The 23,540-nt window shown below is 54.7% G+C and carries 28 protein-coding genes, 1 tRNA gene and 3 pseudogenes; 15 read left to right on the top strand and 17 right to left on the bottom strand.

The annotated features are described in order from the left end of the window. Positions 1 to 78: 78 nt before the first annotated feature. Positions 79 to 651, bottom strand: a complete 573-nt coding sequence (locus IF654_RS07325) for an elongation factor P (RefSeq protein WP_047273922.1) — start codon at positions 649 to 651, stop codon at positions 79 to 81. A gap of 49 nt (positions 652 to 700) precedes the next feature. Then, positions 701 to 1,834: an elongation factor P maturation arginine rhamnosyltransferase EarP gene (earP, locus tag IF654_RS07320; protein ID WP_194862627.1), complete on the bottom strand. Its 1,134-nt coding sequence runs from the start codon at positions 1,832 to 1,834 to the stop codon at positions 701 to 703. A gap of 135 nt (positions 1,835 to 1,969) precedes the next feature. On the opposite strand from earP, the gene IF654_RS07315 reads away from it, so the two are divergent. Together IF654_RS07315 and IF654_RS07310 are read left to right on the top strand one after the other, a co-directional pair. After that, positions 1,970 to 2,365 carry a hypothetical protein gene (locus IF654_RS07315; RefSeq protein ID WP_194862628.1) on the top strand — a complete coding sequence of 132 codons (396 nt, stop codon included), beginning with the start codon at positions 1,970 to 1,972 and terminating at the stop codon, positions 2,363 to 2,365. 24 nt (positions 2,366 to 2,389) lie between these two features. Beyond that, the gene (locus IF654_RS07310) at positions 2,390 to 2,872 is read left to right on the top strand and encodes a GreA/GreB family elongation factor (RefSeq protein ID WP_194862629.1); all 483 of its coding nucleotides are present in this window, start codon (positions 2,390 to 2,392) and stop codon (positions 2,870 to 2,872) included. Positions 2,873 to 2,891: 19 nt separating this feature from the next. Here IF654_RS07310 and IF654_RS07305 read toward each other — a convergent pair whose 3' ends face one another. Further along, on the bottom strand, positions 2,892 to 3,146 hold the full coding sequence (locus IF654_RS07305) for a hypothetical protein (RefSeq protein WP_047275577.1): 255 nt from the start codon (positions 3,144 to 3,146) through the stop codon (positions 2,892 to 2,894). Positions 3,147 to 3,323: 177 nt separating this feature from the next. On the opposite strand from IF654_RS07305, the gene IF654_RS07300 reads away from it, so the two are divergent. The 5 genes from IF654_RS07300 to IF654_RS07280 all read left to right on the top strand — a co-directional run bounded on the left by IF654_RS07300 (position 3,324) and on the right by IF654_RS07280 (position 6,400). After that, positions 3,324 to 3,644, top strand: coding sequence for an ElaB/YgaM/YqjD family protein (locus tag IF654_RS07300; protein ID WP_047273911.1), 321 nt, complete (start codon positions 3,324 to 3,326; stop codon positions 3,642 to 3,644). A gap of 169 nt (positions 3,645 to 3,813) precedes the next feature. Beyond that, on the top strand, positions 3,814 to 5,016 hold the full coding sequence (locus IF654_RS07295; RefSeq protein WP_194862630.1) for an MFS transporter: 1,203 nt from the start codon (positions 3,814 to 3,816) through the stop codon (positions 5,014 to 5,016). A 112-nt stretch (positions 5,017 to 5,128) separates the two neighbouring features. Continuing rightward, positions 5,129 to 5,425 carry a DUF6388 family protein gene (locus IF654_RS07290; protein ID WP_047275572.1) on the top strand — a complete coding sequence of 99 codons (297 nt, stop codon included), beginning with the start codon at positions 5,129 to 5,131 and terminating at the stop codon, positions 5,423 to 5,425. A 118-nt stretch (positions 5,426 to 5,543) separates the two neighbouring features. Then, on the top strand, positions 5,544 to 5,873 hold the full coding sequence (locus IF654_RS07285) for a hypothetical protein (RefSeq protein ID WP_052892147.1): 330 nt from the start codon (positions 5,544 to 5,546) through the stop codon (positions 5,871 to 5,873). A gap of 110 nt (positions 5,874 to 5,983) precedes the next feature. Beyond that, positions 5,984 to 6,400 (top strand): low affinity iron permease family protein, encoded by a 417-nt coding sequence (locus IF654_RS07280; RefSeq protein ID WP_094988196.1) that lies wholly within the window; start codon positions 5,984 to 5,986, stop codon positions 6,398 to 6,400. A 44-nt stretch (positions 6,401 to 6,444) separates the two neighbouring features. On the opposite strand, the gene IF654_RS07275 is transcribed toward IF654_RS07280, so the two are convergent. From IF654_RS07275 to IF654_RS07260, 4 genes are all read right to left on the bottom strand, one after another. Then, positions 6,445 to 6,984 (bottom strand): DUF4142 domain-containing protein, encoded by a 540-nt coding sequence (locus IF654_RS07275; protein ID WP_047273904.1) that lies wholly within the window; start codon positions 6,982 to 6,984, stop codon positions 6,445 to 6,447. Positions 6,985 to 7,126: 142 nt separating this feature from the next. Beyond that, positions 7,127 to 8,008, bottom strand: a complete 882-nt coding sequence (locus IF654_RS07270) for a hypothetical protein (protein WP_194862631.1) — start codon at positions 8,006 to 8,008, stop codon at positions 7,127 to 7,129. After that, a complete protein-coding gene (locus IF654_RS07265; RefSeq protein ID WP_047274329.1) occupies positions 7,965 to 8,240 on the bottom strand; it encodes a MoaD/ThiS family protein in 276 nt (91 codons plus the stop codon). The genes IF654_RS07270 and IF654_RS07265 overlap by 44 nt, the downstream gene beginning before the upstream one ends. Before the next feature lie 9 nt (positions 8,241 to 8,249). Then, a complete protein-coding gene (locus IF654_RS07260) occupies positions 8,250 to 9,416 on the bottom strand; it encodes an acyl-CoA dehydrogenase family protein (RefSeq protein ID WP_194862632.1) in 1,167 nt (388 codons plus the stop codon). A 472-nt stretch (positions 9,417 to 9,888) separates the two neighbouring features. Between IF654_RS07260 and IF654_RS07255 the strand changes: the two are divergent. Beyond that, positions 9,889 to 10,368: pseudogene (locus tag IF654_RS07255) on the top strand (IS630 family transposase); the annotation flags it as partial. 104 nt (positions 10,369 to 10,472) lie between these two features. Here the strand turns inward: IF654_RS07255 and IF654_RS22865 are convergent. After that, positions 10,473 to 10,592: pseudogene (locus IF654_RS22865) on the bottom strand (phage portal protein); the annotation flags it as partial. Between IF654_RS22865 and IF654_RS07250 the strand changes: the two are divergent. Further along, positions 10,593 to 11,009 (top strand): annotated as a pseudogene (locus tag IF654_RS07250) (phage virion morphogenesis protein). A gap of 103 nt (positions 11,010 to 11,112) precedes the next feature. Beyond that, positions 11,113 to 12,057 (top strand): RHS repeat-associated core domain-containing protein, encoded by a 945-nt coding sequence (locus tag IF654_RS07245; protein WP_194862633.1) that lies wholly within the window; start codon positions 11,113 to 11,115, stop codon positions 12,055 to 12,057. Positions 12,058 to 12,540: 483 nt separating this feature from the next. Here IF654_RS07245 and IF654_RS07240 read toward each other — a convergent pair. Continuing rightward, positions 12,541 to 12,630, bottom strand: a tRNA-Ser gene (locus tag IF654_RS07240). A 297-nt stretch (positions 12,631 to 12,927) separates the two neighbouring features. On the opposite strand from IF654_RS07240, the gene IF654_RS07235 reads away from it, so the two are divergent. The 3 genes from IF654_RS07235 to IF654_RS07225 all read left to right on the top strand — a co-directional run bounded on the left by IF654_RS07235 (position 12,928) and on the right by IF654_RS07225 (position 15,676). Further along, positions 12,928 to 13,617, top strand: a complete 690-nt coding sequence (locus tag IF654_RS07235) for a crotonase/enoyl-CoA hydratase family protein (protein WP_194862634.1) — start codon at positions 12,928 to 12,930, stop codon at positions 13,615 to 13,617. A 215-nt stretch (positions 13,618 to 13,832) separates the two neighbouring features. Further along, on the top strand, positions 13,833 to 14,621 hold the full coding sequence (locus tag IF654_RS07230; RefSeq protein WP_047273896.1) for a lysophospholipid acyltransferase family protein: 789 nt from the start codon (positions 13,833 to 13,835) through the stop codon (positions 14,619 to 14,621). A gap of 83 nt (positions 14,622 to 14,704) precedes the next feature. After that, positions 14,705 to 15,676, top strand: a complete 972-nt coding sequence (locus tag IF654_RS07225) for a magnesium and cobalt transport protein CorA (protein ID WP_047273894.1) — start codon at positions 14,705 to 14,707, stop codon at positions 15,674 to 15,676. A 46-nt stretch (positions 15,677 to 15,722) separates the two neighbouring features. On the opposite strand, the gene IF654_RS07220 is transcribed toward IF654_RS07225, so the two are convergent. Continuing rightward, positions 15,723 to 16,451 carry an amidotransferase gene (locus IF654_RS07220; protein ID WP_047273892.1) on the bottom strand — a complete coding sequence of 243 codons (729 nt, stop codon included), beginning with the start codon at positions 16,449 to 16,451 and terminating at the stop codon, positions 15,723 to 15,725. Between the two features lie 602 nt (positions 16,452 to 17,053). On the opposite strand from IF654_RS07220, the gene IF654_RS07215 reads away from it, so the two are divergent. Then, positions 17,054 to 17,413, top strand: coding sequence for a rhodanese-like domain-containing protein (locus IF654_RS07215; RefSeq protein WP_230683765.1), 360 nt, complete (start codon positions 17,054 to 17,056; stop codon positions 17,411 to 17,413). An 86-nt stretch (positions 17,414 to 17,499) separates the two neighbouring features. Next, positions 17,500 to 18,321: a cytochrome c gene (locus IF654_RS07210; RefSeq protein ID WP_094988192.1), complete on the top strand. Its 822-nt coding sequence runs from the start codon at positions 17,500 to 17,502 to the stop codon at positions 18,319 to 18,321. Positions 18,322 to 18,495: 174 nt separating this feature from the next. Here the strand turns inward: IF654_RS07210 and IF654_RS07205 are convergent, their stop codons facing one another. From IF654_RS07205 to IF654_RS07175, 7 genes are all read right to left on the bottom strand, one after another. Continuing rightward, positions 18,496 to 18,837 carry a ribonuclease E inhibitor RraB gene (locus IF654_RS07205; protein ID WP_047273886.1) on the bottom strand — a complete coding sequence of 114 codons (342 nt, stop codon included), beginning with the start codon at positions 18,835 to 18,837 and terminating at the stop codon, positions 18,496 to 18,498. Between the two features lie 262 nt (positions 18,838 to 19,099). Beyond that, positions 19,100 to 19,708 carry an START domain-containing protein gene (locus IF654_RS07200; RefSeq protein ID WP_194862635.1) on the bottom strand — a complete coding sequence of 203 codons (609 nt, stop codon included), beginning with the start codon at positions 19,706 to 19,708 and terminating at the stop codon, positions 19,100 to 19,102. Between the two features lie 47 nt (positions 19,709 to 19,755). Continuing rightward, positions 19,756 to 20,010 carry a YkgJ family cysteine cluster protein gene (locus tag IF654_RS07195; RefSeq protein WP_047273881.1) on the bottom strand — a complete coding sequence of 85 codons (255 nt, stop codon included), beginning with the start codon at positions 20,008 to 20,010 and terminating at the stop codon, positions 19,756 to 19,758. A gap of 153 nt (positions 20,011 to 20,163) precedes the next feature. Next, positions 20,164 to 20,628, bottom strand: a complete 465-nt coding sequence (locus IF654_RS07190; RefSeq protein ID WP_047282341.1) for a hypothetical protein — start codon at positions 20,626 to 20,628, stop codon at positions 20,164 to 20,166. 103 nt (positions 20,629 to 20,731) lie between these two features. Then, positions 20,732 to 22,171 (bottom strand): aminotransferase-like domain-containing protein, encoded by a 1,440-nt coding sequence (locus tag IF654_RS07185; protein WP_047273873.1) that lies wholly within the window; start codon positions 22,169 to 22,171, stop codon positions 20,732 to 20,734. 198 nt (positions 22,172 to 22,369) lie between these two features. Beyond that, positions 22,370 to 23,182, bottom strand: a complete 813-nt coding sequence (locus tag IF654_RS07180) for an OmpA family protein (protein WP_094988191.1) — start codon at positions 23,180 to 23,182, stop codon at positions 22,370 to 22,372. Further along, on the bottom strand, positions 23,179 to 23,535 hold the full coding sequence (locus tag IF654_RS07175) for a DUF4398 domain-containing protein (protein WP_194862636.1): 357 nt from the start codon (positions 23,533 to 23,535) through the stop codon (positions 23,179 to 23,181). The genes IF654_RS07180 and IF654_RS07175 overlap by 4 nt, the downstream gene beginning before the upstream one ends. Between the last annotated feature and the right edge of the window lie 5 nt (positions 23,536 to 23,540).

The raw sequence follows: 23,540 nt of genomic DNA, 5'->3' as shown, positions 1-23,540 counted from the left end.
GCGCCTTGCGCACGATTTCATGAAGCAAAAAAAACCCGACCTTGTGGTCGGGTTTTTGTCGTGCGGTGAACGCCAGGATTAAACCTTGGCGCGGCCCTTGTAGGAACCACCGTCACGGGTATCGATCTCGATCCAGTCGCCGATTTCAACGAAATCTGCAACGCTCAGCTCGGTACCGTTTTTCAGTTTGGCAGGCTTCATCACTTTGCCCGAGGTATCGCCACGAGCGGAACCTTCGGTGTAGTCAACCTGACGCACGATGGTGGTCGGCAGCTCAACGGAAACCAGACGGTCTTCGAAGAAGATGGCTTCGCAAACATCGGTCATGCCTTCTTCAACGAAAGGCAGAACGGCTTCGATGTCTTCAGCGTTCAGCTCGTACATGGTGTAGTCAGTGGTGTCCATGAACGTGTAAGTGTCGCCGGAGATGAAGGACAGGGTCGCTTCTTTACGGTCCAGGATCACGTCGTCCAGCTTGTCGTCAGCGCTGTAAACGATTTCAGTCTTGTAGCCAGTCAGCAGGTTCTTCAGCTTGGTCTTCATGATCGCGCTGTTACGGCCCGACTTGGTGAATTCAGCTTTCTGAACCAACCAAGGGTCGTTTTCGAGCTTGATGACTGTGCCGGGTTTAAGCTCTTTACCAGTTTTCATTGCGAGTATCCGAATTTGGATTGAGATTTACAAAAATCTAGGCCGCGTATCATATCCAATTTCTATAAAACAGTACCAGCGCTTGCGCAAGATCAGCCTGGTTTGCCTGTTGTAGACACCAGCGCTCAGCGTGGGCGGACAGTTGCTCCCAGTGTTCTTCTACGTCATTCCAGCTTTTGGTCATGTCCGCGCCCGCATTCCAGGCCAGCCACAGGTCGGTAATCGCCTGCGCGGCGGCCGGTGACAGGCCGTTGACGTATAACGCCAGGAAGGCTTTGAGCTTGACCCAATGCGCGTCCTCTTCTTGCTGGTAAATATGCCAAAGCATGGGACGAGCGGCCCACTGCGCCCGCACAAAGGAGTCCTCGCCCCGCACGGCATTGAAGTCACAACTCCACAGGATGCGGTCGTAATCCTCCTGCCGGACAAACGGCAACGCCTGAACAGTCAGCGTGCCGCGCCGCTCAACGGTGCCAGGCGGTAACGCTTCAACGTCAAGCCAGTGCAGCAGATCCGTCATGATCCGCCCTTGCGGAACCAGCAAATGCGTCGCGCGATGACCCGCTGACAAGGCTGACAGCCAACTGGCGAGGCCCGTGTTTTCATAAGCAAACAACGAGATCAGGCGCGCCTGCGGGTCTGGAAAGACGCCCAACGCTTGCAGGAACGCCTGCCGCGCCAGCGGATCCCGCTGAAAGGCCTGACGTCGTGCGAGTAAATCGCCTTCGCGCAGCAAGCCGCCCGTCCCAGCTTCAAAGCCGGGAAAAAAGAACATGCGTTTAAGGCCATCGGGCCGCAGGGAAGGCAAACCGTGACAGCCGGCCACCCAGTCCTCTGCACTCAGGTACTCAAGATTGATCCACAACGCAGGGCTGACACGCTCTTTCATGGCGCGCAAATAAGCCTCTGGCAATTTGCAGCCGAACGCCTCGATCACTACGTCGGCCACCTCCACCGCCGCCCAGACCTGTGGCCACTGGCGAACCTCCACGCCCTGCTGCCATTGCTCACTGGCTGTGGCATCCGCCTTAGGACACAGCGGCACGAACGCGCGTAAATCGTCGACCCACAACCGCACCGCCAGATCATGCTCGGCCGCCAACTGACGGGCCAGACGCCACGTGACACCAATGTCGCCGTAGTTGTCGACCACACTGCAAAAAATATCCCAGGAGACTTTCATTCCGGGCTCCAACATTCAAAGGCCCGATTGTCCGCATAAAACAGCAGGGACAGAAGCGTTATGGCGCATTAATCTGCGCGACAGTCGTGCGACAATCGCCGCTCACTCACACCACGCGCCCGCCCGGAGGCTGCCATGCCCGCTCGTCCGATTGCTCGCCGTCGATTGTCAGTCACCCTCACCCCGCTTCCCCTGATCGGCTGTATTGCCCTTGGGCTTTGGTTCGGGTTTGTAGCGATAGCCCTGACGTGCTGGTTGATCTATCGCGCTGCCGGACCCGCTTCCCTGGCGCCTGTAGCCGCCCTCTTGCACCCGACGACACTGCCATCGACGCCGCCGCCCGCCCCAAGCAATGTGATGTTTGAGCAATATCAGCAAAACCTGTATCAACACGAACAGCAGCAACGTCTGGAGCAGGCGCGTGACAGCAACCGCAACCTGGCAAACCCCACCTGCCAGTTTTGGCTACAGCAAGATCAGAACGCACCGACCGACAAAAGCCGCGCCAACGTGCTGCGTTTTTGCAATTAAACGAAGACCCGACCGTCCCTGCCTATGAACAAGATCGACGTACACCGCCTGTTACTGGAGAAACTCGAGGTTGATCTCGATGTGCTGCAACGCGCGGCTCAGACCGCCTACGAAGCTGCCACCCACGAAGAAAATGTGGCTGAGAACAAGTACGACACCCTTGGGCTGGAAGCTTCCTATCTGGCAACAGGTCAGGCACGTCGGGTAGAGGAAATTCGCCAGGCACTTAAACGCTGTCAGGCCATGTCGCTGGAACCACTGGACCCCACGCGCGGGATTCAGATCGGGGCGCTGGTGTGTCTCGAAACAGACAAGGGCACCTCGCAGTACCTGCTGCTGGCCCCTGATGCGGCAGGCTTGACGCTCAAGGCGAACGGGCAAACCGTCACCGTCATCACACCGCGCTCGCCGCTGGGCGCTGCGCTGCTGGGCAAGTACCTCGACGACGAGGTGCAGATCAAGGTCGGGGCCGCAGTCCAGCATTTCAGCGTGCTGGAGATCGCCTGATCAGCAGCATCTACGCGTTTTACTTGGCCGCGGCCATCAGACGGTTCACTTCACTGCGCACCATGTTTGCGTATTCGGGCGGCGACATGGCGTCCAGCTCGGAACGGACCCATTCGGCCCATTTGCCCTTGCGCTTGGCACGCTCACCGAACAGACGTGCGGCATCGCCTTTGGCCTTACCCAGATTGCTCTGCCAAAGGTCAAACAGACGTGATTTTTCATCTTCAAGCGCAGCACGCTCAGCAAGGGGCTTATTGGCGAGATTGAAGCTCATGACAGGTTCCTGCGGCGTAAATTGGGTTACATCTTACACCTTCAAAAGAAGTGTCTCAGCCAGGTTTTTAACTACGCTGTCAGCTCAACACCGTGCATCCCGCAAAACAGATGCAACTTTTCACGACCGGATTGACTCCATAACTCATCATCCTTTTCACCTGCAAGGAGTACCGCAATGGCTCGAAAAAACGCCGTACAAGCCGCTGAAGACCAAATCAAAGACCAGGCTTTCAGCGAGCTGCAAGACCTGATAGCCGAATCGGACAAGCTGCTCAAGGACAGTGCATCGCTGGTTGGCGAAGAAGGCGAAACACTGCGTGCGCAGGTGGGCCTGAAACTCAAGCAGGCACTGGACTCCGTAAACAACGTTCGCGAACGCAGCAAGCCGGTGGTTGACGCAACCGAGCATTACATCGGCGGCCACCCCTGGCAGACCGTTGCTATTTCTGCCGGTTTCGGTCTGGTAGTAGGCCTGTTGCTGGGCCGTCGTAACTAAGATACGGCGACTGTCTCGGCCATCACCGAAACGTTGCATTTTCAAAACCCTTCTCCCTCCGGGTGAAGGGCTTTGTCGTTGGCCTGGAAAAAACTTCGACATATTCAGTGACATGCACGGGCAGCAGTCCTGATACTTCACGCCACACTCCATGCCGATGAGACAGTCGATGTCCACCTCCCCTGCCGCTCACAAACCCCTGAGCACTGCCCTGATCCTGCTGATGGCCACTGCGACGGGCCTGGCCGTGGCCAGCAACTATTACGCCCAGCCTTTGCTGCACACCATCGCCCAAGAGCTGGGCTTGAGCATGAGCAGTGCCGGTACGGTCGTGATCACCGCCCAGTTGAGTTATGGCGCCGGCCTGCTGCTACTGGTGCCGCTGGGCGACCTGTTTGAGCAACGCCGCCTGATCGTCAGCATGACCGTCTTAAGCGCGCTGGGCTTGCTCTTGAGTGCTTTCGCCCCGTCGCTCCCCCTGTTGCTGCTGGGTACGGCGGTCACCGGCTTGTTTTCTGTCTCGGCCCAAGTGCTGGTGCCCATGGCTGCCAGCCTGACGGACCCGCAAAGCCGGGGCCGGGTCGTAGGCACACTGATGAGCGGCCTGCTGCTGGGTATTCTGCTGGCGCGCACCGTGGCCGGCGCCCTCTCTTCGGCAGGCGATTGGCGCACGATTTACCTGCTGGCCGCCGCGCTCATGTTTATCAGCGCCATCGCGCTGTACTGCGCCCTGCCCAATCACCACCAGAGTGCAGGGCTGAGCTATCCGAAACTGCTGGGATCGGTATTTCGCCTGTTCGTCGAAGAGCCGGTATTGCGCCTGCGCGCGCTGTTGGGCCTGCTGACATTCTCGTTGTTTGCCTTGTTCTGGACACCCCTGGCCTTTCTGCTGGCACTGCCGCCCTACGGTTATTCAGACGCCGTGATCGGCCTGTTCGGCCTCGCGGGTGCCGTCGGTGCGGTGGCGGCCAATTGGGCCGGGCGCATGGCTGACCGTGGCAAGGGCCGACAGGCCACCACTGCCGGTTTATTGGTATTGCTGGCGTGCTGGCTGCCCATGGCATTTGCCGGTAGCTCGCTGGCCGCCCTGTTGATCGGCGTGCTGGCCTTGGACTTTGCTGTGCAACTGGTCCATGTGAGCAACCAGAACGCCGTGTTTCAAATCCGGCCCGCGGCGCGCAATCGCCTTAACGCGGGTTACATCACCTGTTATTTCATTGGCGGCGCTCTGGGCTCGCTCGCGGGCGCACAAACCTACCCGGTTTACGGTTGGGAGGGCATCGTCATGGTCGGCGCCGTCATCGCGACCCTGACCCTCGCAGTGTGGGGTTATGCCCTGCAACGAGAAAGCAAGTTGCAGCCTGTCGGGTAGCCCGTGTTGCGGCGCTTTTCATCACCGGGTGAAGCCGCTAGGATGCTCAACACCTTGAAAACGGCCTGTCTTGGCAGGTCGTTTATTGCCCTGAATGGCCCCGAGAATACGAATGATCCCTAAAGAATCCCGCAACGAACTGGCCCTGGATACGTTCATCAAAGGGCACCCTGAACTGATCGAAGAAATGAAAGACCTCAGCCACGAGGATCGCCAGCAGCAGATCCTCTGGGCATTTGAAGACGAAGCCCAAAGCCGTGGCCTCGAAGCCTGGGAACTGGCCCTGGAACTCATCGCTCGCTCGCCGGAAGAATTGGCCGCGATGCGCCGGGAAGTGCATCAGGAAGTCGCTGAAGCCCTGGACATGAGCTGGGAAGAATACTGCAGCTTCAACGACATCGCCGTTTGAGCCTGACGCCTCAGGTGACGCGGCGATTATCGAGTAACCGCTCGTCACTTGGGTGGCACGAACCTGTGCATTTCATACACCAACATCATGTAGCCCTCCCCACTTTGGAGTCGACCTCATGATGACCTTGATTAAACAGCTGTCTTTCGCCACTGCCTTGGGCATGGTGTCCGTCAGCAGCTATGCGGCTTCGTCTTCCACCGGCCCGACCCTTCCCGAAGGGCCCGCCCCCGCGCCAGCGACCCAAGGGATTGAGCCCACCATCAATCAGGATTCCAAAATCCACAACGATGCGGACACCCCGACGCACCCGTCAGTCGATCCACGCATTCAAGGCAATGATCCAGGCCGTCAGGGCGGTATGAACACGGATGGCAATGGCCCGATAGGCGATGGCGAGCGCTCAGTCACACCACCTTCGGCCTTGCCCGGCTCAACCCAACCTTGATGCCGCCTAACGGGCAATGTTTCCACTGGAGATGAAAAGGTCGATGTAAGAAAAAAGAATTTCAAACACCTGCCGTGGTCCCAGTTATAACGACCACTCAGAGGCACAAGATGAAATTCGATACCTTTTCCCAAGGACTTGCCAAGCAGGCAGGAAGCCCCAGAACATTCCAGATCGCCATTTTACTGATCGTGATATGGGCCGTTTCGGGGCCCTGGTTTCATTACAACGACACGTGGCAACTGATCATTAACACCTCGACCACCATCATCACGTTCCTGATGGTGTTCCTCATTCAAAATACCCAGAACCGCGACAACGATGTGCTGCATATCAAAATTGATGAACTGCTGCGCGTCACTAAAGAAGCACAAAACGCCGTGCTCAACCTGGACGCGCTGGACACCAAAGAGCTGCACAATATTCGCAAGCAATACAAACGCATCGGTGAAAACCAGTCAGTGGAAGTGACCTGCACCGAAACGGTCATCACCTCCAACGAAGAAACAAGCGACGCCAACGCCTAGCGACAGTGCGCTGACGCGCCACAGCGTCAGCGCCACAGGGGCCATTAACTGACCGGTTTATCCACCTCACCTTTTTGATGGGTAGTCGCCAACTTCTTGGCCATGTCCAGATGCATCTCCAGCTTTGGCAAATACTTCTTCGCGAACGCTTTAAGCTGCGGCGACGTTGACTGGTGAGCTTGCTGCTTAAAGAGCGAAATAGCGTCTTCGTGGGTTTTTACCTGATTGGCCACATACGCCACATCAAACGACGCGCCTTCCTGCACTTGCAGCATCATCGTCTTGGCCTTGCTCAAGACATCTTCTTCAGCCGCCACCTCCAGCCCTTGCTTCTGAGCAATATCCTTAAGGTCACGGTTGGCATCGGTGTAATCCTTGATCACTTCCACGGCATAGCTGTTGATATCGACCGACTTGGTTTTCTGAATCGCCATACGGCTGTTCTCGATTTCCGCAATCCCTGCCGCAGACGCTTCGTCAACAAACTCAGCGGGGCTTGCAGCCACGGCAGAGCCGGCCATGAACACGGCATAAGCCAACGCACAGCCCGCGACAAAACGCTTAGTGGCACTCGGGGTTTTCATAACATCCTCCAGAAAAAGGCAGGTTTATCTCTGCATTGAATCTGAAGGCGTATGCCGGTAAAGGTTTAGAAAAACCTGCCGGGAACGACGAATGGTAACCCGCCAGCATGTCCGTCACGCTTGATGACTGTATTTGGAACGGTCAAAAACTTTCAATCACCGTTGCCGCCAATGCCTTCGCCCGGTCGAGATTATAAATGCGATGAAGAAACACCCATTGTGCTTCCAACAGATAAACGTTCGTTTCCAGAAGCATTTCTTCAAACAAGAAAACAGGGCAACTTAACTCCATCGTTATCTGTTTTATTGGCCTGCCAAGTATTTCACCCATCGGGTATTCACTTGAAGAGGCCGATAATACAACACGCTCGCGCATCTGCGCCGTCAGCGCGGTCAACTCATGAAATGCCCATTGGTCTGCAACTTCACACTGATGCCGGTGCAACGTCTGATTATACGAGCCCTGCACATATAATTGACCTACAGTTTCAATCTCGACAACCTTCAGCGGTAATATTCGCTGAATGGGTAATGAATCCAGCTCTACAGATTTAAATCGCTTCAATAACGATACACTCATATTCCCTGATACCGCTGATAACGCCGCATCTCCTTCGAGTCTTACTATTTTCCAGCGCGTGACCACTCGGGCGAATTCATGACCACCGGCGGTGAACACATGGAAAAACTCCAGCAAGGAACTCGACTGCCTGACCCGGACCTTCTCCAGAATTGCCGTAAACTCATCAACCTCAAAAAAATCAAACGGACGAATGTAATCAATCTCACATCCGACGACCACCATACTCTGACAGTGTTCACTCACTTGCTGTGCAATCGACACACCCAAATGCTTAATAAACCAGGCACAAATACCATTCACGCTGTACCCCAGTAAAGCTCGCGCATGAAACTGCACCGGCGTAAACAATGTCGGATCGACAGCATAGGTAGCTGAAACACTGCGCTCTGCATTCACTTTAACCTCCCGCAATCGCTGTAAAAATGTCGAGCTGATCATCATTAACAATTTCTTTATGAAACTCATCCACTCTTATCTTTTCCCCGTTCAACGACACATGAAAATTTCGCTTCACATTCCCTTGCCGATCTAAAATCACTTCATTAAGGGCGGGGTACTGCTCAACCATCTTATGAATAGCGCCGACCACCGTATTCCGACATCCCACATCAATATCCAGTGCTCGCTGATAGCTAATAAACCGTGCCAGATTTCCTGATAATTTTATATGCATGATTCCTCCCTATTGAGGATAGCGCTGATAGTACATTTCTATTTCATGGATTTTCTGAATACCAATATCAACTTTAAGTTTCTCTTGAGGATCAGCACCCGCAATCAAGGATGCAAAATCTCGTTGCGCCCGGCCAATGCCGCTGCTTTCGCTATATCCCCATCCGCCTGTCACATTCAATGCCAGGGCCGCAATTTTATTCACCGCCTCAACAGCCTGGTATTTAGCGGACGAAGAGACTGAATCCCAATAGGGATCGGACTCCGCCCTGTCCTGCCGATGCAAGGCATAAAAGACTGACGTTCTGGCAGACTCAAGCAAGATGTACATCTCCCCCACCAAGGCCTGCACATGCTGAAGATCAATCAAAGGACGCTGATGGCGCACAGTCGTGTGTAGATATCCCAGTGTCGCCTCAATCACTGCGCGCGCCCGCCCCAGAAATAAAGTGGTTTGTAAAGCGCGTCGACAATTGAGGAAGTAACGCTGAGCAAAACTAAGGCCATCCGTTGCAATCAACAATCGACTCTTATGTACCCTGACATTAACCATCTCCACTGACGCAATCCCCGTGGAGCGGCAGCCATGCATGGCGCGAGGCGTCACGACTACACCCGGGTCATCAGTGCGCACTAAAAACACTTGGATATCAGCAGTTTCTCCGCGCACAAACATTAAAAAAATATCTGCAGTCTCTGCGCCAGTGACAATTGCTTTCAATCCGTTTAACAGGTAGTACTCAGTCTCCTTTTCAGGCAGTGCACATGATAGAAATGAAAATGCATCTGCGTTCTCTGTATAAGCAAATGCACCAGCCTTTTTTCCCTCTATCAAATCCCTCATATAGACATCATTGATATCAGCACGCTGAACAGCCAATAGCGCGTTGATGAATGACATCCTGACGGATATTAAAAAAGGAAAAGAGACATCGTGAGACAAATAACCAATCTTTTCTAACACTTTCCCCCACGGAGCATATCCCCACCCAAAGCCACCCCATGTTTCTGGCAGGTTATAGGTATAAATGCCGAGCTGAGCAAAACTTCGCATTTGCGCGTGCGTAATCACCGCCGACGCCTGATCGCGAGCCTCAACAGAAACATTCAATTCATTCTCTATAAGGCATCCATATACATCCTTTAAATCCTGAGCACCTTGCCACTCTATATTCATCGCAGTTCCTTCCACGGTGAACAGCACGACATGCCCATACGGGCACACAAACAACCAACTCCCGATTCCGGGCCAAACTGTAGTTCACTCAAGCCAAGACCAAGCTTAGGCGACAAAAAAAATCCGCAACCTTCTTTTTACACAAAACTTCCGACACACAACAAGCAACACTTTGCCCCTTAAGGGGCAAAGCGTGTAATCAGCAGCAACTCGAACGACTACAAAAAATAGCAACCCGCCAAACAGACTTAAAAAGACCTTCACAAACACATATAAATCATCAACTATTAAAGCAATTTACAACCGTGAAAAAACACTAAATCCTCTATAAAAAACCCTCGTAGCCAAAACGCCAGATTTAATTTATTTACATCGATTAATCCATGGCGACGTATGGAAAACCACAATCGACAGTATTAGATCGAACCGTCCAAACGGGCCATGTAGCCATTGGCGAGGCCCGAAAACACTTCCATCGCACGACTATGTGCGCCATGGCACTGTCACGTTATTCGCTGCGCTGGATCATCGTTAGGGCCGTTTGATCAGCAGCATGAGTACCAGCACCGGCATCAGGAGTGGCTGGATTTCCTCAAGAAGATCAACCGAGAAACGCCCAAGCACCTTCAACCGCACTAGATCGTCGACAACTACACGACTCACAAATCCCCCAAGTGAAGGCGTGGCTGGAAAAACACGAATGCTTCCATATGCATTTCACACCGACATCCAGTTCGTGGATGAACATGATCGAGCGTTTGTTTGGGGACAACACGGTGTATGTGCGCGACGGCAGTTTTGGATCAGTACGCGAACTGAAAGCTTCGATGACTACTTTTTTGGCGCGTCAAAATGCGCAACCGTCACGGTATGTCTGGAACGCCAAGGGGAAGATATCTTCAAAAAAATTCATCGCGCCCGCGATGCGATGACATCACAGGTTTATGGGTAAATTATTTCGAGAACCGCACACTAGCACGCGCATGCTCACGCTCTTACTGGAATTTCATAGGGTTTGAAGCGTACGACCTCCTCCCCGAGCCAGTCATCCCCCTACGACATACGCGCCCGAATCGGCTCCAGTTCATTGGCCTCATTGGCCGCATAAATCTGCGCCGCCTCCCTGGTCGACCCAAAACCACCCGCATTCTGCGCCACTATGCCCATCAGCTGCGGATGCTACTGGCCCGGCTGGAGCCAGCAGCACGTAATAAGCTGGCCCGCAGCATCGAGCAGGAACTGCGCCGCAGCCAGCAAAAACGAATCACCGCCCAGCAGAACCCCGATGGCAGCAAGCCCCCCTCGCAAACAGCGTAATTTACGCGGCAAACAGGGGCGTGCTCGAAGAAAGCTGGCAATGGTCAAGAAGCTGCGAACTGCCAGCTATTTGAAGGTGCAAACTGACAGTAACGCCATAAGCGTTGGTTTTACCAGGCGTATTGCCCGGATTGCGAGAGTTCACCAGTACGGGCTGAAGGATCGCGCAGAGGCGCTTGCTCCGCAGGCTCGATATCAAAAGCGGGAAGTATGGGGCTGACTCATACGGATCTGGCGATGATCCGCAATGGACTACTGGCTCACCTTGCAACATGAAACTCAGTCTAAAAACAACCGTTACCTATCAGTTCTACCAGTACCCTGCGCTCGCATAACCCTGTAAACCTTTTAACTAAATGTGATCGAGGTGATGTAGCCCATGAGTAAGCCCACACAGAAAGAGTCGACAGCGCCTCGAACAACGCTGCTTGCTACCGATGCAAGCAACTCGGTGCTGACAGAAATCAACGATTCAGGCCTCAACCAAGCGTCTTACAGTGCTTACGGTCACTATTCATCTGATGCGCAACCAAGCTCTAACCTTGGATTTAATGGAGAAATGCGTGACCCCATCACCAGTTGTTACTTTTTGGGTAATGGGAACCGTGTCTACAATCCTGTACTAATGCGCTTTCACAGCCCGGACAAGTTAAGCCCATTTTATGCAGGCGGATTGAACGCCCATATGTATTGTATTGGTGATCCGATTAACCATTCTGATCCCACGGGTAATTTTCCAATCTGGACACGGATTGTAGGGGGTCTTGCATCTGCTGGAATTATCGTGGGTGCTGTAAGCGCTGCTACAGATGGAGATACGCGCACCATTTTAGGTGCAATTGCACTCACAGCAATTGTGGGAGCTTCGGGTTTAGGCGGGTACAAATTATCTAGAACAACAATCGGAAAAAGCTTCGGGAATTCTTCATTTGCTGGAAAGAAAGCAGGGTACAGAAGGCTGTCAACCGACTCAGTTAACCCTCAACAAAAGCTTAGGGCAGGAACCACGTCTTCGATTAAACCAATAAAAGCCATACCCGTAACCCCAAGTGATCCCCGAGCAGTAACAACAATTAAAAACGCAGTCGGAACAGCCCCACCTGAAAGACCAAACTACTGGCGCGAAGTTATTCCAGCAGATGAGGCGTTTAGACGTCAGGTACGTCTGGCGGAAATTCAAGGTCGAGTGACCAACAACCCGGGCGGAAATGGGCCTTGGGGGCTAGCCGCTCGTAGAGCAATGAGAAGACCCGCAACCGGGGTCCCTGATGGTGTGTCAGAAGCACAACGTATTAGACGGGCAAACTTGTTTTTGGAGATTTAAACCTCCTCCTGTATCCATACGCTTTACAAACCCTTATAGCTGCGCTGTCAGTCCTCATGACGCCAACATTGGCGTCATGAACGACTTAGCCGCCCTCTCACGCATGCTCGAAAGGTAGTGATCTAATGAAACCAGACACCCATTTAGGCGAGAATGCTCTCCATAACGAGATGTCAGATGACCACTACAGCTAGCCTCGCTTCAAGGATGTCCCGAAGGGTAAAACGATCTCACGCAAGATTAATCGACATCAGTTATGGCGATACTTGGTTACCCCTAAACCTCTACGAACCAACCTACGCTTTCAAACGTTATTGCATGCCTGTTTGAGGCATAGAGCCTGGAGCAGAGGCGGATGCTTTCATTGCGAAAAATAATCATCTAAATGCCTCAGACCATCCCCACACCGCTTTTTTCCAGACGCCAGAAACCACAAACCCCCGACTTTCTCTAGGAAAATCAGGGGTTTGTGTTTACTTAATGTGGCGGTGAAGGAGAGATTCGAACTCTCGATACAATTTCTTGTATACACACTTTCCAGGCGTGCTCCTTAAGCCACTCGGACACTTCACCGTATCTCTTCAAACATGTTCTGTCTGTCGAGGCGCGCTAATGTAGTCGAAACCTTTGGAGATGACAAATGTTTTTTTCAGAATTTTCATGCGCTTACGCCATTTAGCCGTTTTTGGGCGTCTGGGCTGGGCCTTGTCGCTACATTCGCCGCGGCACAGGCGCCCGTTCGGTCCAAGGAGGCGGGCTTATATATAGAAGAACCCTGCATAACAGCTGACTCACCAGTCAGTCACGGCGCTTTACCTGCGCCACGTGGCTGGGTAACGTCTGCTCCTCTTCAATACAAGGAATTGCGCCATGAGTGACCTGATTGCTTATCACCTGGAAGACGGTATCGCCACGCTGACCCTGAGCAACGGCAAGGTCAATGCCATTTCCCCGGAGGTTATTGCGGCCTTCAATACGGCGCTGGATCGCGCTGAACAGGATCGCGCTGTGGTGATCATTACCGGGCAGCCGGGGATTCTCTCCGGCGGGTATGACTTGAAGGTGATGACGGCCGGTCCTGAGCAGGCGGTCAATCTGGTGACTCAGGGCTCAACCCTGGCACGCCGCCTGTTAGCGCATCCATTCCCCGTGGTGGTGGCCTGCCCGGGTCATGCCGTCGCTAAAGGCGCCTTCCTATTGTTGTCGGTGGATTATCGGATTGGCGTCGACGGTCCGTTCAGTATTGGTCTGAATGAAGTGCAAATCGGCATGACCATGCATCACGCCGGCATTGAGCTGGCACGTGACCGCCTACGCAAGTCGGCATTTCATCGCTCGGTCATCAACGGTGAAATGTTTACCCCACAACACGCAGTGGACGCCGGTTTCCTTGACAAGGTGGTGCAACCCGAGGAGCTGCACGCGGCGGCACTTGAAGCAGCGCGCCAGCTGAAAAAAATCAACATGAAGGCGCACAAGAACACCAAGCTCAAAGTGCGCAAGGCACTGCTGGACACGCTGGACAACGCGATCGAGCTGGATCAGGCCCACTTGATCTGAATGGTTGGCATCTCGACAGCAACTGCGGTCGAGGTGCCTCCCCCTGTTTTCATGTCCGCCTTCGTTATTGTTCCGAAAACGCTCTATCCCGCCTCCACACCCTAGCGTTGAAACATGCGCTTAAACATCAGCCATCTCCTACATGTATCGGAGTAATTGCCGAATACAGTGCACGTCCGTACACTGCGCCACCTTTTGTTTTGACGAGCCTGTAAATGCTACTTTCGTTCCGTATGTTGTTGATGAGTGTGCATTTTCTGATGGCCGGTATTCTCGGCGTGTTGCTCGGCCTGTGTCGGCCCTTCAACCCTGACAATAGCCGCCTCTGCGCGCGCCTCTACGCACTGCCGTCCAAATGGATCATGGGCTATAAGCTGAAAACCGAAGTCGGGCCGCTGATGGATAAGCCGCAAAGCTGCGTGGTCATTGCCAACCACCAGTCCAACTACGATTTATTTATCTTTGGCAATGTCGTGCCTCGTCGCACGGTGTGCATCGGTAAAAAAAGCCTGAAATGGGTGCCACTTTTCGGCCAACTGTTCTGGCTGGCGGGCAACGTGTTGATTGATCGCGGCAATGCGCAGAAGGCGCGTAAATCAATGCTGACCACCACCCGCACGCTGCAAGAAAAAGACACCTCGATCTGGGTCTTTCCGGAGGGCACCCGCAACCTGGGCCAGACGTTGTTGCCGTTCAAGAAAGGCGCCTTTCAAATGGCGATTACCGCCGCAGTTCCGATTGTGCCGGTGTGTGTCAGTACCTACAGCCAGCACCTGAAGCTCAACCGTTGGCACAGCGCCGATATCCAGATTCGCTCCCTGCCCGCCATCCCTACGGCCGGCATGACCCTGGACGACATGCCAAGGCTGATGGAGATGTGCCGCGAACAAATGCGCGACTGCATCGAGGCCATGGATCGCGAAGTGATGGCCCAGCAAGGCCGCCACGCGCCCGTCCAGAGTGACAGCAAGCGCAAAGGAACCGCCTCCCACCCGAACCTCTGAATGTTTGTCGACTCAAAGGGGGGCATTGCACGCTAAGCTGCATCTTCGTGCCCTAACCCTTTGAAGAAGAAGCGATTAGAACTATGGGGAGAGTTGTTGCTGCCGCGGTGTACAACGCTGGCAAAAAAATCAGCAATATCACGCTGGACGAGGGTAGCGACTGGGCTAAAAAACCCGGTCATTTCGTCTGGATCGGCCTTGAGCAGCCTGATGCGCAAGAGATCAGCAATTTGCAGCGCCAGTTCAACCTCCACGAACTGGCCATCGAAGATGCCCTTGAGCAGCACAGCCGACCCAAACTGGAAACCTTCGGTGACGCGCTGTTTATCGTGATTTATTCGCCGATACGCCACGAAGGCAAACTGGAATTCGTCGAAACGCATATTTTCGCGGGTAACGGTTACATCATCACCTGCCGCAACGGGCATTCAGCCTCATACAAGGCCGTGCGCCAGCGTTGTGAGGCGCGCCCATTACTGCTGGATCACGGTGAAGACTTTGTTCTGTATGCGCTACTGGACTTTGTCACCGAAAGCTATCAACCCGTGAGCGAAGCGATTCATGCCGAGATCGAGGCGCTTGAAAAAAGCATCATGAGCAATTCGCTGAAAGAGGCCGACATTGTGCATCTGCACGGTCTGCGTCGTGATGTGCTGCGATTGCGCCGCTATGTCGCGCCCATGGTGGAAATCAGTGAAGAACTGCAACGCCTGACCTTCCCGTTTATCGACAAGAACATGCGTCCCTATTTTCGGGACGTGCAAATTCATGTCACCCGCCAGATGGAAGACCTCTCCACGCTGCGCGACATCGCCAGCCAAACCATTGAAGTGGTGGTGCTGCTGGAGTCTTCAAGGCAAAGCGCCGTGCAGCGAAAATTCGCTGCTTGGGCGGCGATCCTGGCGTTTCCGACCGCCGTGGCCGGTATTTACGGGATGAACTTTCAGAACATGCCCGAGCTGAGCTGGCATTACGGGTACTTCGGGGTGCTGACGTTTATTGGTGTAGGCGTAACGACGTTGTGGGCCAGCTTCAAACGTTCGGGCTGGCTATAAATACGCGGGCGGACAAGTGCCCGCCCGCCTCATCTGTGCTCGCCCTTTATACGGCTTGCTTTTCAGGCTTGTGCGCCACAAAACGCATCATCCACTCTGCGACTGTCTGACCGTGATGGTCCTTGGCGAGGCTGGCAATGCCCGAGCCATAGACCTCAGCCCCTAACGCGTCCTGGCGCAGGTCCAGCAAGGCACGCGAGTAGTCGTGGATGAACTCGGGGTGCCCCTGGAAGCACAGCACCTGATCGTTGATGTGGTACGCAGCAAACGGGCAAAAATCGCTGGACGCAATCACCGTGGCGTTTTCGGGCAATGCGGTGACCTGATCCTGATGGCTGATGAGCAATGTCAGGTCTTCGACGGCGGGGCTCATCCAGGGCGCCTTGGCCGCCAACCTGTATTGGTGAGTGCCTACACCCCACCCCTGGCTCGCACGCTCGCTCTTGCCGCCCAACAACAGCGCCAATAACTGATGGCCAAAGCACACGCCGAGCAACTTGTCGCCCCGCTCATAGCGCGTCAGCAAATAACGTTTAAGGGTTTCAATCCACGGGTCGGTACCAAACGAGTCGGCCTTGCTGCCGGTCACCAGATACGCATCGTAGGTCTCATCGTCCGCGGGATATTCACCCTGCAAAACGTTGAACACCGTAAATTGCGCGGCGATCGGTTGTTGGGTAAACAGACGCTTGAACATCTGTCCGTAGCCCTGGTATTGATCCACAAACTCAGGGCGCAGAACGTCGGTTTCCAGAATGCAAATGCGTAACGACATAAAATTACCTGGCACGATGAATACAGAAGGGATGAAAACAATGCACAGAGCCTGCCTTGAAACGGCAATTCAAGGCAAGCACTGCACGCTTTGAAACGGTTGCGCAGGCTGCTTGGCGCGGTTGGGCGAACGGAACGTGTCCACCCAACCACGGGCTGACGAACGGTAGCTCACTAAGCACTCTGGTGTTTTGATTCTCCGTTGCGTCTAGCAACGGGGTGTCAGACATAACGGAGGACAGCTAATAGCGTTTTAGAAACTTTCCTCACTGACATGATGTGAAAGGGTTCTAAGCGAGGCGAGAGACCGGCTCTAAGGTAAACCTGTCAGCCGCTGCGAAACGCAAGGACATGCCGTTACTGTCGCGCGGTGCCGTTTTTCAGGAATAACAATAAAGGCAGATCGCCATGCTCAAACACACCAAACTCCGCCAAGCAGGACTCATCCTTTTTGCCACCACCCTGTTGTTGATCGTGCCGAATCTGACCAAGGTCATCGGCTGACCTCTCCTTTTTCAGGCTCCTGGTCTTATTTATAGCGGTGACTTTCGAGGTTGGCACTTGTGTGCCAATCTCAAGGCTCGCCTTTATGGAGGGAACCCTATGCGCCCGTGGTTTACAGTCGTTGCGCTGCTCATGTGCAGCACTGCTCAGGCAGGCATCATTGACGTGAACCGCGCCGTGGATGAAATCAACGATGGCGCGCTGATCCTGGACCTGCGCAACAACAGCGATTTTGCGGCGGGCAATCTGCATAACTCTTTACAAGTCGATCTGACACTGGAAGATGGCACCGGCATTAGCGCGGAAGGCCTCGCCTATCAATTGGGCCTGGTCGTTCTGGACCCCAATAACACCATTGTGATTTACAGTGACACCAATCAACACGCCCTCGAAGCCGAAGACACCCTGATCAAACGTGGGTATTTCGGCGTCGTGAACGGCGGCAATTACGAGGAGTAGCGCGATGCGCTCTTCGATCACGTCTCGCTGACCGAGAACGTACTGCCCGGCGACGAACCCACCGACGACGACATTACAGCCATCAATTGAAATTTATCTGCCTGCTTTTTACCGCCCTGTTCTGCCTGCCGACCTACGCCGCCCAGCTCACCCTCGAGCTGGGTGACACCCGCCGTAGCTGGCAAACGGCCGATTTGCTGAACCACCCTGCCACCCAAGAGGTGCGCATTGTTGATGATGTGTCCTATAAGCGCGACATGACTTATCGCGCAATTCCTGTGGCCACGTTACTGGAAGGCCTTTCACCTGAGGATCATGTGCAAGCCGTCGCGCTGGACGGCTTTGCGGCGGAGCTCAATGTGGCACCGCTGTTGAATCAACACGGCGCAAAAGCCTGGCTCGCCATCGAAGACCCCGAACAGCCGTGGCCGCCACTGGGTAAGGGAAAACCCAGCGCCGGGCCGTTTTATCTGGTGTGGACAGACCCGCAAGCGGGTCACATCAGCCCGGAACAATGGCCGTTTCAAGTGGCGCGCTTTAAACGCCAACAGCCGGTTGCCGAGCGTTTTCCAGCGATGCGCCCCGATCCGTCACTGGCAGCCGATGCGCCAGCCAATCAGGGGTTTGTTGTCTTTCAGAAGCATTGCCTGGCGTGCCACCGGCTTAACGGCGCAGGTGACGCACAGTTTGGGCCTGATCTGAACATCCCTTACAACCCGACCGAATATTTCGGTAAGGCATTCCTCACACGCTACATCCGCGACCCGCAAAGCCTGCGTCAATGGCCACAGGCCCGCATGCCCGGCTTTTCCAGCGAGGTACTGACTGAAGCCGAACTGGCGCAACTGATCGAGTACTTGCAGCACATGGCCACACGCAAGGTGGTGACACCTGAGCGTCAGCCATAAGCTTCTGGCTATCAGCGACATAGGCATTGGTGATTTCACCCGGCGCATACACCCGTGGATACTTGCCGCCATTGTCGAACTTCCCTTTAGCCACCGCCTGCGGTGGCTTTTTTTTTGCCTGCCATAACGCAAAATGGCCGGCCCGCAGGCCAGCCATCTGTGTCTTGAACCACTTTAATTCAGCAGGCCACGCACCTCCTGCTTCACACCCCAGCCTTCAATAATCCCGCCAAGGGGTACGACTACGGCTTCAAAGTCTTGCTCAAAATCCCCGATGCCCCCGTAGGTGGCATACATCACCTTGCTCAGCTCCAGATTCCAGGCACCGTCATCACGCACGTTAATTTGCGCATTTAGCGATTCTCCACAAAATTTTTGTGCTGCACGGCGTGCCCGCTCCTCATCCGGGAAAATGGCGTAAAACTCGATGGGATGAATACGTGAAAAATCAAAACCGCCTTCTTTCATGCGGCGCAGCACGTAGCTGCTGAGGTCTTCTTGATGGGCTGTGCTCATGAAACGTCCTCCTCGCAATGGATAGACTTTCAACGCTCCCCGAGATGCAACCGTCAATTCGTTGCGGGGATCAAGCATGTCGCGAACAAGATCAGAACCAGTCGAACACTTCGCTGGCCTGGTTGCAGATTAGCTCCGCCGCACAGCGCATGCCAAGCGCGGCGTTAAAAAAAGAAACGTTTATAGAAAACGGTTCTATTGCATCGCTGCCGCCTGACGCTTAACAGATGCGCTGTACAGCGTCAGGCAGCCTACAGAGCGCTTATTGCTTCTCTGCGCGCTCTTTGAGCGCTTTGAGGGTATTGAACGGGGCGTCCACTACGAACTTGTTCGCCAACCAGGAGGGCACGCTGCCGCCTGGCTCAGTGTGAACCTGATAAGTGACTTCAGTCTGATCGGCCCCTTTGGGAACCATCTTCCAGAAGCCCTCTACCTGACTCACCCGCACAAAGCCTTTCTCTTCCGGCAGGTACGTGGGCACCTCTTTAAGGGTGCGAGTAACCGTACCATCAGCCCCGACCGTGGTGGTGACTTCCAGAATCGAGTCGCGCGGCGTCACGGGCCAAGGGGTACTGAACTGCGTGTACGTCCAGCTCTTGTCGCCTTCGGCTTTAAGCAGTTTTTGCGACTTGCACTCGTGAATCCACTTGCACGCCCCCGCCACGTCTTCCTGCAAACCACGGACCTTGGCGATAGGTGCCTTGATCGTGGTCACACCTTGATAGGCCTTGTATTTCGAATCTTTGACTTCACTAAGCGACACTTTGATGCCGTCTTCATTCTTCGCCACTTGCCAGTTTTCTGCGTGAGCCGCGCTCACCATTAACACGCTCAAGCCACATGCAATTGCCACTCGATGCAACGAACCCATGGTCTTATTCCTTATTGTCGATGGTTTGTTCACTGGACATGAACACACTATGCCGCCGTCACCTGTTCCCACCACCCGATCAGGTTGATGGCTTCTTCCCGCGTGCTGCCACACACCTCGATGTCGGCCTTGAACGAACCGCACACGTCGGGACGTTCTGGCCGCCCGAACAAATCGCACAGGTTATCGACCGACAGATGCAGGCAGCGTTCCCCGGCGGGCTTGCCCTCGGGCATGCCGGGGATCGGTGTACTGATGGAAGGGGCTATACAGCAAGCGCCACAGCCTTCACGGCAATTCATGACGTTAGCTCCTTAGACGGGGCAAAGTGCGTTGATGACAAGGGATAGTACTCGCTGGAACGGGCGTTTGAAATTGACCGTTCAGCCGAATGTGCGGATTAATGGCAGTGACTGAACAGTCAGTTTAGAAGCCCGTTTTCCGGCATTCGGCACTTATTGTTTGAACTGAAAATCCAGCGCCGCCCCTTCGATCTGCCGGTCGCGGGCTTCGTTGCGCAATTGCAGCTCCATTTCATTGCTCAACAAACGGCCGTTCAACTGAAACGGACTGTCTTGTTCAGGCTTCTCGCCGAACATATTGGGCAACAAAGGTTTGTGTTTTGGCATGGGGATCGTGCCCAGTGGCTGGAGCTGCTTGACCATGTCGGGCGGCAAACTCAAGTCCAGATTGGCACTGGGTATACGTTGCTTGGCAATTTGGCGTGCAGACTTGGATTTACTGGCGATGGGTGCGCGTTTGTGGGTGGGTGTTTTTTTGGCACGGGCAGCGGGTTTTTCTGACGGTTTGACAGACTGGGTCGCAGGCTGTTGAGCGGGTGTCGCAGCCTGCGCCGACACAGCGCTGAACGCGGTCAGCACACCCACCAACACCAGCCTCACACAATAGGTCGCTTTCATAACTCCCACAGCTTTAACGATTTAGGCACCTATGCTCGCGCTTTAAACACATCGTTACAAGTCAACATTAGGCAAATTGCCATACCGTAATGTCGCATGGCCTTCAGTACAGGCCAGCGGCCTCCTGACACAGCTGACTGGCGAGCATCCCCAATGTCATCAACGCACGTTCAGCTTCACGGTTCCACGCTGTGCCGCAATTGAGCCGGATGCAATGGTTGAACTGCTCGGTATTACTGAAGATCAACCCCGGCGCAATGCTGATGCCCTGCTGCAACGCTCGCACGTGCAACTCTTGGGTATTGACCCTGCCCGGCAGGCTGACCCACAAAATGAAACCTCCACTGGGTCGCGACATTTGCGTGCCTTCCGGGAAGTATTGCTGAACAGCCAACTGGAAGGCGCTCAGGTTTTTTCGATACTCCTGCCGGATATGCCTTAAATGACGGTCGTATCCGCCGTTTTCAAGGTAAGCCGCCACCCCCATCTGCGTCACACTGCACGCTGAATGGGTGGTGAATGTCTGTAAGCGCTGAATCTCGGATTGGTATTTGCCGGCAATCATCCAGCCAATACGCACGCCCGGCGACAAGGTCTTGGAAAAGCTCGAGCAATAGATGACCCGATCCAGGCGATCGTAGGCTTTGAGGGCCTTGGTGCGGCCCACCTCGAACATCAACTCGCCGTAAATATCGTCTTCGACAATCTGAATGTCGAAATCAGAAGCCAGGCGCAGCAATTGCTTTTGCCGCTCTTCCGGCATGGTGCCGCCCAGCGGATTGCTTAGGCGCGTAGTCAGAACCAGCGCTTTGATCGACCACTGGTTGGCTGCCAGTTGCAACGCTTCGAGGCTCATGCCAGTGGCCGGATCGCTGGGGATCTCGATCACTTTCAAACCCAGCAAATCAGCCAGTTGCAACAGCCCGTAATAGGTCGGGGATTCCGCAGCGATCAGGTCTCCTGGGCGCGTCAGGGTCCGCAATGACATTTGCAGTGCATCAACGCAGCCGTGGGTGATGATTACTTCCGAGGGGTCGACCACCACGCCGGCATCCCGCATGCGTATCGCCACCTGACGACGCAACGGCTCAAAACCGGGGCTGAACATGTAGCTGAACGCCCGCGGGCTATGGAAGCGCGTGACTTTGGCCAGTTGCTGATGCAGTGCCCGCACGGGCAAATAATCGACACTGGGCACCGCTGCACCCAGCGGGAACACCCCTTCTCGCCGCGATTCCACCAACACTTGCTGGATGATGCTGCTGCGCGTCACCAGCCCTGGCCGCTCGACCCGGGCGATATCCGGTGTGGGGGCGGTCAGCGCAGGCGTTTGGTGAACGTAATAGCCTGATTGCGGGCGAGCGCGAATCAGCCCTTGATCTTCAAGGTTGGCGTACGCCTGCAAAACCGTGGCATGGCTGACATTAAGCTGCGAGCTCATCTTGCGCACAGACGGGACCCGTTCGCCAGGCTGATAGACGCCGCGCCGGATATCCTCGGCCAATTGCTGGGCGATGCGTTGATAAAGCAAAAGGTTGGTCATGACGCAGCACTCGATGTTCAGGCGTTTTTTTTGTTGTGGAGAACAATACCGGAACAGTTTAGAAGTGTACGGGCACAGTTGTCATCCATCTGAGCCGTACAGTGCTGGACGGGGTGTAACTGTATGGGTACAGACGGAACAGGGACGCCTGCAGTCGCTGCCCGACAGCGACTGCATCTGATGCGCTGAGGTGGGGGATTAGCGGGCTGCGCCCAATTGACCTTTTTCGTCAGAAAAAACGATTTCAACACGACGATTCTGCGCCCGGCCACGTTCCGTGGCGTTTACATCCACCGGGTATTCGTCGCCATAGCCTTCAACCTGAATCCGTTTTTCGTCGATGCCCAGGTCAATCAGCACGTCAGCAACGGCTTGCGCACGGTCGCGTGAGAGCTTGAGGTTATCTTCTTTACCGCCCGTGCTGTCGGTGTAGCCTTCAATGCGCACTACACGCTTGGGGTTGAGTTGAAGAAACTGCACCAGTTTGAGCACGGTGCGATTGGCTGAGTTCTTCAGGTCCGCTTCACCGGTGTCAAACAGCACATCGCCCAAGGTCATGACCAGCCCACGATCCGTTTCGTTGGTCGCCAGGTTCAGGATTTGCTCTTCCAGCCATTGCCCCTGCTGTTGAACGCTCAACAGTTTGGCCTCACGCAAGGCCAGTTGCAGGCGTTGGCGCTCCAGCTCAAGTTTGGCGGCGCGTTCCTGATTAAGCACCTGCCGGGTGTGCTCCCGCGCGATATCGCTATAGCGCTGGCTCAAATAGGCGTAATGCGCAACATCGTCGCCACTGCCCCAGTAACTGGACAGACGCTCGGCACGGGCCAGCGACTCACCGGCCCTGATCACGTCCTTGGGTGCGATACGCAGCACATTGGTGTCTTCTTTAACCGACTGAAATTCGCTGGCCGCCTGTTGCAGTGCCTGCTCGCTGGCGTGATGCCCCGCGCAGCCGACAAGCCCTGCACCGGTGATCAGTAACGCGCCATACATGACTGACTTGATGCTCATTGGGCCTCCGCCAGTTGTTTGCGCAAACGGGTGATACGGGTGTTGAGCACGTTCAACTGCTCCTGACTTTTGAGGGTCAACACACGGGCTTCAGCCAGACGCGCATCCAGCTCTGCCTGTTCAGCCAGCATCCGGGCATCTTTATAAGAGCCCTCGGTCATCTCGGCCGAGGCCCGAGCCACCTTGTCTTCGGCCTGTTTGAGCTCGGTAATGTCCTCTGAATTCGCGCCCACGGCACGGGCTTGCTCCAGCGCCTGCTCGGTCAGGCGCATTTGTTCATTCGGCGCAGGATCAGCTGCACAGCCCGCCAAAGCCACAACGGCCAGGGCAGCAAAAAGTGGTCGAATTGTCACTGGGA

The organism is Pseudomonas lundensis (assembly GCF_015377145.2).
In the GTDB taxonomy this organism is placed as follows: domain Bacteria; phylum Pseudomonadota; class Gammaproteobacteria; order Pseudomonadales; family Pseudomonadaceae; genus Aquipseudomonas; species Aquipseudomonas lundensis.
The sequence above is the reverse complement of the archived record's forward strand: the minus strand, read 5'-3'. Positions and strand labels throughout refer to the sequence as shown.

Excerpts from the sequence above, each read along its gene's own strand:
- IF654_RS07205 (WP_047273886.1), bottom strand. The coding sequence starts at position 18,837 with ATGAGCACAGCCCATCAAGAAGACCTCAGCAGCTACGTGCTGCGCCGC.
- IF654_RS07285 (WP_052892147.1), top strand. The coding sequence starts at position 5,544 with ATGATGACCTTGATTAAACAGCTGTCTTTCGCCACTGCCTTGGGCATG.
- IF654_RS07180 (WP_094988191.1), bottom strand. The coding sequence starts at position 23,182 with ATGAGCATCAAGTCAGTCATGTATGGCGCGTTACTGATCACCGGTGCA.
- IF654_RS07290 (WP_047275572.1), top strand. The coding sequence starts at position 5,129 with ATGATCCCTAAAGAATCCCGCAACGAACTGGCCCTGGATACGTTCATC.
- IF654_RS07300 (WP_047273911.1), top strand. The coding sequence starts at position 3,324 with ATGGCTCGAAAAAACGCCGTACAAGCCGCTGAAGACCAAATCAAAGAC.
- IF654_RS07235 (WP_194862634.1), top strand. The coding sequence starts at position 12,928 with ATGAGTGACCTGATTGCTTATCACCTGGAAGACGGTATCGCCACGCTG.
- IF654_RS07230 (WP_047273896.1), top strand. The coding sequence starts at position 13,833 with ATGCTACTTTCGTTCCGTATGTTGTTGATGAGTGTGCATTTTCTGATG.
- IF654_RS07245 (WP_194862633.1), top strand. The coding sequence starts at position 11,113 with ATGAGTAAGCCCACACAGAAAGAGTCGACAGCGCCTCGAACAACGCTG.
- IF654_RS07195 (WP_047273881.1), bottom strand. The coding sequence starts at position 20,010 with ATGAATTGCCGTGAAGGCTGTGGCGCTTGCTGTATAGCCCCTTCCATC.
- IF654_RS07190 (WP_047282341.1), bottom strand. The coding sequence starts at position 20,628 with ATGAAAGCGACCTATTGTGTGAGGCTGGTGTTGGTGGGTGTGCTGACC.
- IF654_RS07295 (WP_194862630.1), top strand. The coding sequence starts at position 3,814 with ATGTCCACCTCCCCTGCCGCTCACAAACCCCTGAGCACTGCCCTGATC.
- IF654_RS07200 (WP_194862635.1), bottom strand. The coding sequence starts at position 19,708 with ATGGGTTCGTTGCATCGAGTGGCAATTGCATGTGGCTTGAGCGTGTTA.
- IF654_RS07275 (WP_047273904.1), bottom strand. The coding sequence starts at position 6,984 with ATGAAAACCCCGAGTGCCACTAAGCGTTTTGTCGCGGGCTGTGCGTTG.
- IF654_RS07265 (WP_047274329.1), bottom strand. The coding sequence starts at position 8,240 with ATGCATATAAAATTATCAGGAAATCTGGCACGGTTTATTAGCTATCAG.
- IF654_RS07215 (WP_230683765.1), top strand. The coding sequence starts at position 17,054 with ATGCGCCCGTGGTTTACAGTCGTTGCGCTGCTCATGTGCAGCACTGCT.
- IF654_RS07225 (WP_047273894.1), top strand. The coding sequence starts at position 14,705 with ATGGGGAGAGTTGTTGCTGCCGCGGTGTACAACGCTGGCAAAAAAATC.
- IF654_RS07270 (WP_194862631.1), bottom strand. The coding sequence starts at position 8,008 with ATGATGATCAGCTCGACATTTTTACAGCGATTGCGGGAGGTTAAAGTG.
- IF654_RS07315 (WP_194862628.1), top strand. The coding sequence starts at position 1,970 with ATGCCCGCTCGTCCGATTGCTCGCCGTCGATTGTCAGTCACCCTCACC.
- IF654_RS07260 (WP_194862632.1), bottom strand. The coding sequence starts at position 9,416 with ATGAATATAGAGTGGCAAGGTGCTCAGGATTTAAAGGATGTATATGGA.
- IF654_RS07220 (WP_047273892.1), bottom strand. The coding sequence starts at position 16,451 with ATGTCGTTACGCATTTGCATTCTGGAAACCGACGTTCTGCGCCCTGAG.
- IF654_RS07310 (WP_194862629.1), top strand. The coding sequence starts at position 2,390 with ATGAACAAGATCGACGTACACCGCCTGTTACTGGAGAAACTCGAGGTT.
- IF654_RS07325 (WP_047273922.1), bottom strand. The coding sequence starts at position 651 with ATGAAAACTGGTAAAGAGCTTAAACCCGGCACAGTCATCAAGCTCGAA.
- IF654_RS07280 (WP_094988196.1), top strand. The coding sequence starts at position 5,984 with ATGAAATTCGATACCTTTTCCCAAGGACTTGCCAAGCAGGCAGGAAGC.
- earP (WP_194862627.1), bottom strand. The coding sequence starts at position 1,834 with ATGAAAGTCTCCTGGGATATTTTTTGCAGTGTGGTCGACAACTACGGC.
- IF654_RS07185 (WP_047273873.1), bottom strand. The coding sequence starts at position 22,171 with ATGACCAACCTTTTGCTTTATCAACGCATCGCCCAGCAATTGGCCGAG.
- IF654_RS07305 (WP_047275577.1), bottom strand. The coding sequence starts at position 3,146 with ATGAGCTTCAATCTCGCCAATAAGCCCCTTGCTGAGCGTGCTGCGCTT.